We start from the raw sequence: 9,309 nt of genomic DNA on the forward strand, positions 1-9,309 counted from the left end.
CGTGTATTGCGCCGCGCTGTGCGCGTCGCCCCGGTGGGGGGCGCTGCCCCCCACACCCCCCGGAGTATTTTCAGCAAGATGAAGCAGAGGGTTTGCGCATGAAGGATTTTGTCATTCCGTTCGATGACCGTGATCTGGGCACCCCTGCGCGCGAGGGTGCGCCCGTGACCTTGTCGATTGACGGGTTCGAGGTGACGGTGCCTGAAGGCACGTCGGTGATGCGCGCAGCGGCGTTGGCGGGCCTGTCGATCCCGAAACTTTGTGCGACAGACAGTGTCGAGGCGTTCGGGTCGTGCCGGCTATGCGTGGTCGAGATCGAGGGGCGGCGCGGCACGCCTGCGTCCTGCACGACGCCGGTTGCGGCGGGCATGGTGGTGCACACCCAGAATGACAAGCTGCGCAAGCTGCGCCGCGGTGTGATGGAGCTGTATATCAGTGACCACCCGCTGGATTGCCTGACCTGTGCGGCCAATGGCGATTGCGAATTGCAGGATATGGCGGGCGCTGTGGGGCTGCGCGATGTGCGCTATCAGGCCCCTGAGGGGGGCGCGCTGGCCAATCATTTTGCGCCGCGCAATACCAGCGGCGAGGCCAATCGCGAATACCTGCCGAAAGACGACAGCAACCCGTATTTCACCTATGATCCTGCGAAATGCATTGTCTGTTCGCGCTGTGTGCGCGCCTGCGAGGAAGTGCAGGGCACATTTGCCCTGACGATTGAAGGGCGCGGGTTTGACAGCCGCGTGTCGTTTGGCGCGAAATCCGACACGGCGCTGGCGTCTGATTGTGTGTCCTGCGGGGCCTGCGTTCAGGCCTGCCCGACGGCCACATTGCAGGAAAAATCCGTGATCGAGTTGGGCACGCCCACACGCTCGGTCATCACGACCTGCGCCTATTGCGGGGTGGGCTGTTCGTTCAAGGCGGAACTGAACGGGGATGAATTGGTGCGCATGGTGCCCTACAAGCATGGCAAGGCCAATCGCGGCCATAGCTGTGTGAAGGGGCGGTTTGCCTATGGCTATGCCAACCACAAGGACCGCATTCTGAACCCGATGATCCGCGACAGCATTGACCAGCCCTGGCGCGAGGTCAGCTGGGAAGACGCGCTGTCCTTTGCCGCCACCAAAATGCGCGGCATTCAGGCGCAATACGGGCGCAAATCCGTGGGGGTGATCACATCCAGCCGCTGCACGAATGAAGAAACCTATCTGGTGCAGAAACTGGCGCGTGCGGTATTTGGCAACAACAATACCGACACATGTGCGCGGGTGTGCCATTCGCCCACAGGCTACGGGCTGGGCCAGACATTCGGTACCAGCGCGGGCACACAGGATTTCGACAGTGTGGAACAGGCCGATGTCATCATGGTGATCGGCGCAAACCCGCATGCGGGCCATCCGGTGTTCGCCAGCCGCATGAAAAAGCGCCTGCGCGCGGGCGCGAAACTGATTGTCGTGGACCCCCGCCGCACCGAAACCGTGCAAGGGCCGCATTACAAGGCCGCGCATCACCTGCCCTTGCGGCCCGGCACCAATGTGGCGGTCGTCACTGCGATGGCGCATGTCGTCGTCACCGAAGGGCTGATGGATGAGGCGTTTATTCGCACCCGCTGCGATTGGGATGAATTCCAGCATTATGCCGAATTCGTGTCCGACCCGCGCCACAGCCCTGAAGCCACCGAATTGCTGACCGGCGTGCCCGCGTCCGAACTGCGCGCGGCCGCGCGGTTGTTTGCCACGGGCGGCAATGGCGCCATTTATTACGGGCTGGGCGTGACCGAGCATTCCCAAGGGTCCACCACCGTGATGGGGATTGCCAATCTGGCCATGCTGACCGGCAATGTCGGGCGGCGTGGTGTGGGGGTAAACCCGTTGCGCGGCCAGAACAATGTTCAGGGGTCGTGCGACATGGGGTCGTTCCCGCATGAATTGCCCGGCTACCGCCATGTCAAACTGCCCGAGGTGCGCGCGATTTTTGAATCCGCTTGGGGCGTGGAAATCGACCCCGAACCGGGCCTGCGCATTCCCAATATGCTGGATGCGGCCGTGTCAGGCCAGTTCAAGGGGCTGTATTGCCAGGGCGAGGATATTCTGCAATCGGACCCCGACACCAAACATGTGGCCGCAGGGCTGGCCGCGATGGAATGCGTGATCGTGCATGACCTGTTCCTGAATGAAACCGCGAATTATGCGCATGTGTTCCTGCCCGGGTCGACCTTCCTTGAAAAGGACGGGACATTCACCAATGCCGAACGGCGCATCAACCGTGTTCGGCAGGTCATGGCCCCGCGCAACGGCTATGCCGATTGGGAAGTGACCCAGCTTCTGGCCAATGCGATGGGCGCGAACTGGCGCTATACCCATCCTGCCCAGATCATGGATGAAATTGCCCTGACAACGCCCAGTTTCGCCGGTGTGGATTATGCCACGCTGGAAGAAAAAGGCTCGGTGCAATGGCCGTGCAATGACGCAAACCCCGATGGCACGCCGCTGATGCATGTTGACGGGTTTGTGCGCGGCAAGGGCCGGTTCATTGTCACCGAATATGTGGCGACCGATGAAAAGACCGGCCCGCGGTTTCCGCTGCTGCTGACCACAGGGCGCATTCTGTCGCAATATAACGTGGGCGCGCAGACACGGCGCACTGATAACGTGGTCTGGCATGATCAGGACCTGCTGGAAATTCATCCCCATGACGCGGAACAGCGCGGCATCAAACAGGGGGATTGGGTGAAACTGGCCAGCCGGTCGGGGGAAACCACCTTGCGCGCCACATTGACCGACCGTGTCAGTCCGGGCGTGGTCTACACCACCTTCCACCACCCTGAAACGCAGGCGAATGTCATCACCACGGATTATTCCGATTGGGCCACCAACTGCCCCGAATACAAGGTGACGGCGGTGCAGATCAGCCCGTCAAACGGGCCGACCCAATGGCAGGAAGACTATCAGGCGCAGGCGGCACAGTCGCGGCGTATCCTGCCCGCGGCGGAGTAGGGCCATGACCACGCCACCCCGCACCCCTGCTGCCAGCATGTCGGGCCTGTCCGTCCACAAGGACGGACAGCGCGATATGTGGCGCAACCTGCCCGATGAGGTGCCGGTGGCGTTGGTCTTTGACGGTACAACCCTTGCGGTGATGATGGCCAGCCCCGCTGATATTCATGACATGGCCGTCGGATTTGCCCTAAGCGAGGGGATCATTTCCACCGCAGGCGATGTGCAGGAATTCGAGGTGGCAGACCACCCCCAAGGGCTGGAGGCGCGGCTTTGGCTGCGCAGCGACCAGTCGGACGCGCTGGCCGCGCGCCGCCGGTTCATGGCGGGGCCGGTGGGGTGCGGCTTGTGCGGGATTGACAGTCTGGAACAGGCCAGCCGCCCACTGCCGCATGTGCCCGATACCGGCCTGCGCCTGACGCGCAAGGCCGTTGCGGCGGCGGGCGATGCGCTGGCCGCGTGCCAGCCCTTGCGCGACCAGACAGGGGCCACCCATGCGGCGGGTTTCATGGCGCGCGACGGGCGCATCGTTCTGGCGCGCGAGGATGTGGGCCGCCATAACGCGCTGGACAAGCTGATCGGCGCTATGGCCCGCGCGGGTCTGGATGCGGGGCAGGGGGCGTTTATCATGACAAGCCGCCTGTCTGTGGAACTGGTGCAGAAATGCGCGATGGCGGGGTGTCCTGTGCTGGTGTCCGTGTCCGCGCCCACTGCCGCTGCCCTGCGACTGGCCGAAGGGGCGGGCATTACCGTTGCCGCCTTTGCCCGTGGCGGCGGTTTCGACATTTACGCGCATCCTGCGCGCATTATCACAAAGGTATCCGATGCAGCCTGACAAACTGATCTATATGGCCAACCAGATCGCCACCTTCTTCAAGTCGCAACCCGGTGATGACGGGGCCGAACGTATTGCCAGCCATCTGCGCGATTTCTGGGACCCGTCCATGCGCGCGCATTTATGCGAACTGGCCAGACAGGACAGCACCAAACTTGATGCGAATGTGCGCAAGGCGGTGGAATTGCTGAACTGACGCAGGCGTCGCTCATTCCCGTTTGGGCGGTGTCCAATGGGTCAGCCGTGCGGTCACCCGCGTCAGCAAGGGCGCAGACGGGATAATGATAAAGATCCGCGTGATGTGATAGGCGGTGACCAGTGCCACGCTTTCTTGCAGCACCTTGGCGGTCAGGGCCATTTCGGTCACACTGCCCGGTGCGGTGGCCAGAACCATGGCCGCCCAGCTGGTTCCCGTCAGTGCCGCCAGCAGCACAGCAAGCGCCACGCAAAGCGCCATCATCAGCAATGTCGACAACATTGCCGCTGGCACGAACCGGCCCGCGCGCCGGAACAGGTCACGGTTGATCACGGCCCCCAGCCACACGCCCAGCAACACCTGCGCACCCGCAAGCATGACATAGGGCGTGGCGGTGACTGGCAGGCCCAGCGCCGCAGCCGCCGCAGATGCCGCCAGCGGACCAAGGAAAAACGGGTTTGAGACACGCGCCACCTTGAACGCCAGCGCCCCCAGAATGGCCAGCACGATCAGCAGCCCTGCCCCCGCAGGTGTCCAGTGCATAGACCGCAAGGTTGCGGACGGGTCCGCCACACTGCCATCGATCAGCAGGATCGCAGGGGGGATCAACAACACCAATGCCATGATCCGCAAGGTCTGCGCAAAAATGACTGGTCCGGGCGCAACCCCGTATCGCTGTGCCAGATTGGCGGATTCCACAGGCCCCATGGGAACAGAGGCCAGCGTGGCGGTCATTGCATCCACATCTGACAGGCGCATCAGCACCCATGCCACAAGGAACCCCGCCGCAATCGTCAACAAGGCCGCGATCACCATCGGCACGAACATCGCGCCCAGCGACCCCAGCGCTTCGGGCGTGAAGGCCAGCCCGACAGACCCGGCAACGACAATCTGTCCGGCGGGGCGTGTCAATGCAGGGGCCTTGATCTGCACACCGGCAAGGCTGATTGCGGTTGAAAACACCAGCGCACCGATCATCCATGGCAATGGTACATGCAGTTTGGACGCGACCCAACCGGTGCCCACGGCGCCCAGATAGATAAGCGTGATTACTGCATATCTGCCCATAGTAGATTGCTGCATCGGGAAACCCCGCAGATGACCTGATGTTTGTGTAGCCCAAAGCAGACAGGGATGCCAGACAGAAACTTCACTTGTGTATTGTCAGCCCCTGCGCAGGCGACTGCACTGGCTGGCGGTTCAGAAAACTTCGGGCTGGTGCGCCTGTATCCAGTCAATGATCTGGCCGATATGGCCCAGATGTGTCCGGACCGCTGCCGCCGCACCTTCGCCGTCGCGGGCGCGCAGGGCGGCCAGAATGTCGTGGTGTTCGGCATGTGCGCGCGGGGCCTCGAATGACAGGCTAAGGTAGCGGGCGCGGTCCATATGGCCCTTGTGGTCCTTGATCAGCGTCCAGCCGAAACCCAGCCCCGAAAAACTGCAGATGTCATGGTGAAACTGGTCATCCAGTATATGGAAACCGGTTTTATCCTGTGCGCGCAGCGCGTCTTCCTGCCGGTTCAGAATATCCTGCAGGGCGGTAAAATGCACCGCCTCCAGCTTGTCGGCGGCAACGCGCATGGTGGCTTCTTCCAAGGCGCTGCGAATGAAATAGGCCTGCAAGATCGCTTCTTTGGAAATGGGCGCAACAGTTGTCGCGACACGCCCAGCTGCGCCGCTACCTCGGCTTCGGACAGTTTGGTCCCCGGTGGCAGTGTCAGGTTGATAATGCGTTCATACAGCAGATCATACACCTGATCAGCCATGCTGCGCGGGTGCTGTGCATCCAGTGGCGGTAGAAGCTGCGACAATGACATAGCCCCTGTCTTTAGCTGCCTTGACGCATCCTGTAAACTAGAATATTAGTCGAGCAGTCAATTCCCCCGAACCAGAGGTTCAAATGCCACTGCTGCACGAAGACCGCCTTTTCCCCCTTGAGGGGCGTGCCCGCGACCTTGCCCGCGCGCTGTATGCCGAAATCCGCGATTTGCCGATCATCAGCCCGCACGGCCATACCGACCCGCGCTGGTATGCGGAAAACGCGGCCTTTCCCGACCCCGCGCAGCTGTTTGTCACGCCCGACCACTATGTTTTCCGCATGCTGTGTTCGCAAGGTGTGGCGCTTGCCGATCTGGGGGTGCCGCGCAGTGATGGCGGGCCGGTTGAAACCGATGGCCGCAAAATCTGGCGGCTGTTTGCGCAGCATTATCACCTGTTTCGGGGCACACCATCGCGGATGTGGCTGGATTATTCCTTCCAGCATGTGTTTGGCATTGACCGGCCGCTGAACGCGGACAGCGCGGACTGGTATTATGACCATATCGCCGATTGTCTGGCCAAACCCGAATTCCGCCCCCGCGCATTGTTCGAGCGTTTCAATATCGAGGCCATCTCAACGACCGAGGCCGCGACCGATGACCTGCGCTGGCACCGTATGATCCGTGAAAGCGGCTGGACAGGCAATGTCGTCACTGCCTATCGCCCTGACGGGGTGATTGACCCCGAAATCGAGGGGTTCGCCGAAAACCTTGCGCTGATGGGTGAACAGACCGGCGAAGATACCACCACATGGGCGGGATACCTGAACGCGCATCGCGCAAGGCGTGCGTATTTCAAGGAGTTCGGTGCCACATCATCCGATCACGGCCACCCCAGTGCACGCACCGAAAACCTGTCGCAAGCGGACGCGGCAGCGCTGTTTGACAAGGCGCTGCGCGGCACCTGCACAGCACAGGAGGCCGACACGTTCCGCGCCCATATGCTGACCGAAATGGCCCGCATGAGCCTTGAGGACGGGTTGGTGATGCAGCTTCATGCCGGGTCGCACCGGAACCATTCCGCCCCCGTCATGGCCATGCACGGGCGCGACAAGGGGTTCGATATTCCCACCCGCACGGATTATGTAACCGCCTTGCGCCCGCTGCTGGATGCGGTCGGCCTGCGCGCGGACCTGACGCTTATCCTGTTCACACTGGACGAGACAGCCTATTCGCGCGAACTGGCCCCGCTGGCCGGTGTTTACCCCTGCCTGAAGCTGGGTCCGGCATGGTGGTTCCATGACAGCGCCGAAGGCATGCGCCGTTTCCGCGAAATGACCACGGAAACCGCCGGATTTTATAACACTGTGGGCTTCAATGACGACACGCGGGCGTTCTGCTCGATCCCCGCCAGACATGATGTCGCGCGGCGGGTGGATTGTGCCTATCTGGCGACATTGGTGGAAACCGGCCGCCTGTCTGCGGGTGATGCCCCCGAACTGGCGCATGATCTGGCCTACGGGCTGGCCAAGCGCGCCTATAAGCTCTGACCCGCAGCGGGCCGCGACGCCGATTTGACCGCCGCCACCCCCGTGGCGGACACGACCACAGATGGAGGCTGTAATGCCCGAAAGACTTTATCACCCCCCCGCAGATACGCCCGCCGGAATCGTGCATCTGGGCCTTGGGGCTTTCTTCCGCGCCCATGTCGCTAGCTATATCGCCGATGCGATGGCGCAGCATGGCGGGGAGTGGGGCGTGATCGGCGTGTCGCTGCAATCGGCAGGGGTGCGCGACAGGTTGCGCCCGCAGGGCTGGGCCTATACGGCTGTTGAACTGACGCCGGACGGTGAAAAACCACGGGTTATGACCCTGCTGCGCGATGTGCTGGTCGCCCCCGAAGACCCCGCCGCCGTGCTGGAGGCGATGGCCGCGCCCACCACCCGCATTGTCAGCCTGACGGTTACCGAAAAGGGCTATTGCCACGAACCCGCCACCGGACGGCTGGATACTGCGCATCGCGATATTGCCCATGATCTGGAACATGACCTGCCGAAATCCGCGCCGGGCTATCTGGTGCGTGCCTTGCAACTGCGTCATGCGCGCGGCCTGCCGCCCTTTACGGTCATGTGCTGTGACAACCTGCCCGAAAACGGCGATGTGGTGCGTGGTGTCGTGCTGGAACTGGCCCGCCTGATTGACCCTGCACTTGCGGAATGGATTGACGCGCATGGCGCATTCCCGTCCACGATGGTGGACCGGATCGTTCCCGCGACCACACCCGATGATCTGGGTCGCGTGGCCGCCCTGACCGGTCTGCGCGACGAAGCGCCCGTTATGCACGAACCGTTCCGCCAATGGGTGATCGAGGACCGTTTTTGCGCTGGGCGGCCCCAATGGGAAGTGGCGGGCGCGCAGATGGTCGCCGATGTGACCCCGTTCGAGCATATGAAGCTGCGCATGCTGAATGGCACGCACAGCTCGCTGGCCTATCTGGGTTATCTGGCCGGACACCAGACCATTGCCGATGTCATGTCCGACCCTGTTTTTGTGGCCTATGCGCGCAATTTGTGGCAGTCCGAGATTATTCCCACCCTGACCCCGCCCGAAGCCACCGATCTGGCCGCCTATGCCGATGCGCTGGCCGAACGCTATGCCAACCCCGCCATCCGGCACCGGACGTGGCAAATCGCCATGGATGGCAGCCAGAAACTGCCACAGCGTATTCTGGCGACACTGGCCGATAACCGTGCCGCAGGGCGCGACAGCGCTGGGCTGGTTCTGGCGCTGGCGGCATGGATGCGCTACACATCCGGCTTCGACGAGGCGGGCGCCGAGATTGATGTCAAAGACCCCCTTGCGCCACGTCTGGCAGCCCTTTGGCGTGACGAGCCGCGCGATACGGTCGCAGGATATCTGAATATGTCCGAGGTCTTTCCCGAAGCCCTGCGCCATGACGAAGGGTTTGCCGCGCAGTTGTCACAGGCCCTGTCCGGCCTGCTTGAAAAGGGCGCGCGTGACATGGTGGCCAGTCTCTAGAATATGCCACGCAACCGCCTGCAGCGCGTACCGATCAGTCGATGCGCTGAACGTATAAAGGGGGCCGTTTTGGCCCCCTTTTGCATGTCGGTTCTGGTCTGGCGCTGTTACTGCAGGTCATCGGGCCGCAGGTCTGCGGGGATGTTCTGGTAGCACACGGGGCGCAGGAAGCGGCGGATGGACAGGGTGCCCACCGATGTTGCGCCGAAATTGGTGGAGGCGGGGTAGGGGCCGCCATGGACCATGGTGTCGGCCACCTCGACCCCTGTGGGGAAGCCGTTGGCCAGAATGCGCCCCGCCTTGCGTTCCAGAACCGGCATCAGGCGCTGGCCCAGTGCGGTGTCGCCCCCATCCAGATGCAGCGTGCAGGTCAGCTGCCCTTGCAGCGCGCGCGCCAGCTCCAGCATCTGGTCCGCATCGCGGGCACGGATGATCAGGCCCAGCGGGCCGAACACTTCCTCGCCCAGCGCATGATTGTCCAGCCAC

Annotated in this window: 8 protein-coding genes and 1 pseudogene; 5 read left to right on the forward strand and 4 right to left on the reverse strand. The window is 62.6% G+C overall.

The features are described 5' to 3' along the window. The first annotated feature begins 98 nt into the window (after positions 1-98). The 3 genes from fdhF to ACTIE1_RS10465 are packed head-to-tail and all read left to right on the forward strand — an operon-like array spanning position 99 to position 4,027. A complete protein-coding gene (gene fdhF / locus ACTIE1_RS10455; protein WP_439562632.1) occupies positions 99-2,996 on the forward strand; it encodes a formate dehydrogenase subunit alpha in 2,898 nt (965 codons plus the stop codon). Positions 2,997-3,000: 4 nt separating this feature from the next. Further along, positions 3,001-3,831: a formate dehydrogenase accessory sulfurtransferase FdhD gene (fdhD, locus tag ACTIE1_RS10460; RefSeq protein WP_439562633.1), complete on the forward strand. Its 831-nt coding sequence runs from the start codon at positions 3,001-3,003 to the stop codon at positions 3,829-3,831. Beyond that, positions 3,821-4,027, forward strand: coding sequence for a formate dehydrogenase subunit delta (locus tag ACTIE1_RS10465; RefSeq protein WP_439562634.1), 207 nt, complete (start codon positions 3,821-3,823; stop codon positions 4,025-4,027). The genes fdhD and ACTIE1_RS10465 overlap by 11 nt, the downstream gene beginning before the upstream one ends. A gap of 12 nt (positions 4,028-4,039) precedes the next feature. Here the strand turns inward: ACTIE1_RS10465 and ACTIE1_RS10470 are convergent, their stop codons facing one another. The 3 genes from ACTIE1_RS10470 to ACTIE1_RS10480 form a co-directional block, all read right to left on the reverse strand. Next, positions 4,040-5,095 carry an AbrB family transcriptional regulator gene (locus ACTIE1_RS10470; protein WP_439562635.1) on the reverse strand — a complete coding sequence of 352 codons (1,056 nt, stop codon included), beginning with the start codon at positions 5,093-5,095 and terminating at the stop codon, positions 4,040-4,042. A gap of 132 nt (positions 5,096-5,227) precedes the next feature. Further along, the gene (locus ACTIE1_RS10475) at positions 5,228-5,650 is read right to left on the reverse strand and encodes a GntR family transcriptional regulator (protein ID WP_439563372.1); all 423 of its coding nucleotides are present in this window, start codon (positions 5,648-5,650) and stop codon (positions 5,228-5,230) included. Then, on the reverse strand, positions 5,548-5,844 hold the full coding sequence (locus ACTIE1_RS10480; protein ID WP_439563373.1) for a GntR family transcriptional regulator: 297 nt from the start codon (positions 5,842-5,844) through the stop codon (positions 5,548-5,550). The genes ACTIE1_RS10475 and ACTIE1_RS10480 overlap by 103 nt, the downstream gene beginning before the upstream one ends. 83 nt (positions 5,845-5,927) lie before the next feature. Between ACTIE1_RS10480 and uxaC the strand changes: the two genes are divergently transcribed. Together uxaC and ACTIE1_RS10490 are read left to right on the forward strand one after the other, a co-directional pair. Next, the gene (gene uxaC, locus ACTIE1_RS10485) at positions 5,928-7,334 is read left to right on the forward strand and encodes a glucuronate isomerase (protein ID WP_439562637.1); all 1,407 of its coding nucleotides are present in this window, start codon (positions 5,928-5,930) and stop codon (positions 7,332-7,334) included. A 73-nt stretch (positions 7,335-7,407) separates the two neighbouring features. Beyond that, positions 7,408-8,823, forward strand: a complete 1,416-nt coding sequence (locus ACTIE1_RS10490) for a mannitol dehydrogenase family protein (protein WP_439562638.1) — start codon at positions 7,408-7,410, stop codon at positions 8,821-8,823. A 107-nt stretch (positions 8,824-8,930) separates the two neighbouring features. On the opposite strand, the pseudogene ACTIE1_RS10495 reads toward ACTIE1_RS10490, so the two are convergent. Continuing rightward, positions 8,931-9,309 (reverse strand): annotated as a pseudogene (locus ACTIE1_RS10495) (aldehyde dehydrogenase (NADP(+))); the annotation flags it as partial.

The organism is Roseinatronobacter sp. (assembly GCF_051859525.1).
Taxonomy (GTDB): Bacteria; Pseudomonadota; Alphaproteobacteria; order Rhodobacterales; family Rhodobacteraceae; genus Roseinatronobacter.

Bases quoted from the DNA above. Each gene is read 5' to 3' on its own strand.
- fdhF (WP_439562632.1), top strand. From the start codon at position 99: ATGAAGGATTTTGTCATTCCGTTCGATGACCGTGATCTGGGCACCCCT.
- fdhD (WP_439562633.1), top strand. From the start codon at position 3,001: ATGACCACGCCACCCCGCACCCCTGCTGCCAGCATGTCGGGCCTGTCC.
- ACTIE1_RS10465 (WP_439562634.1), top strand. From the start codon at position 3,821: ATGCAGCCTGACAAACTGATCTATATGGCCAACCAGATCGCCACCTTC.
- ACTIE1_RS10470 (WP_439562635.1), bottom strand. From the start codon at position 5,095: ATGGGCAGATATGCAGTAATCACGCTTATCTATCTGGGCGCCGTGGGC.
- ACTIE1_RS10480 (WP_439563373.1), bottom strand. From the start codon at position 5,844: ATGTCATTGTCGCAGCTTCTACCGCCACTGGATGCACAGCACCCGCGC.
- uxaC (WP_439562637.1), top strand. From the start codon at position 5,928: ATGCCACTGCTGCACGAAGACCGCCTTTTCCCCCTTGAGGGGCGTGCC.
- ACTIE1_RS10490 (WP_439562638.1), top strand. From the start codon at position 7,408: ATGCCCGAAAGACTTTATCACCCCCCCGCAGATACGCCCGCCGGAATC.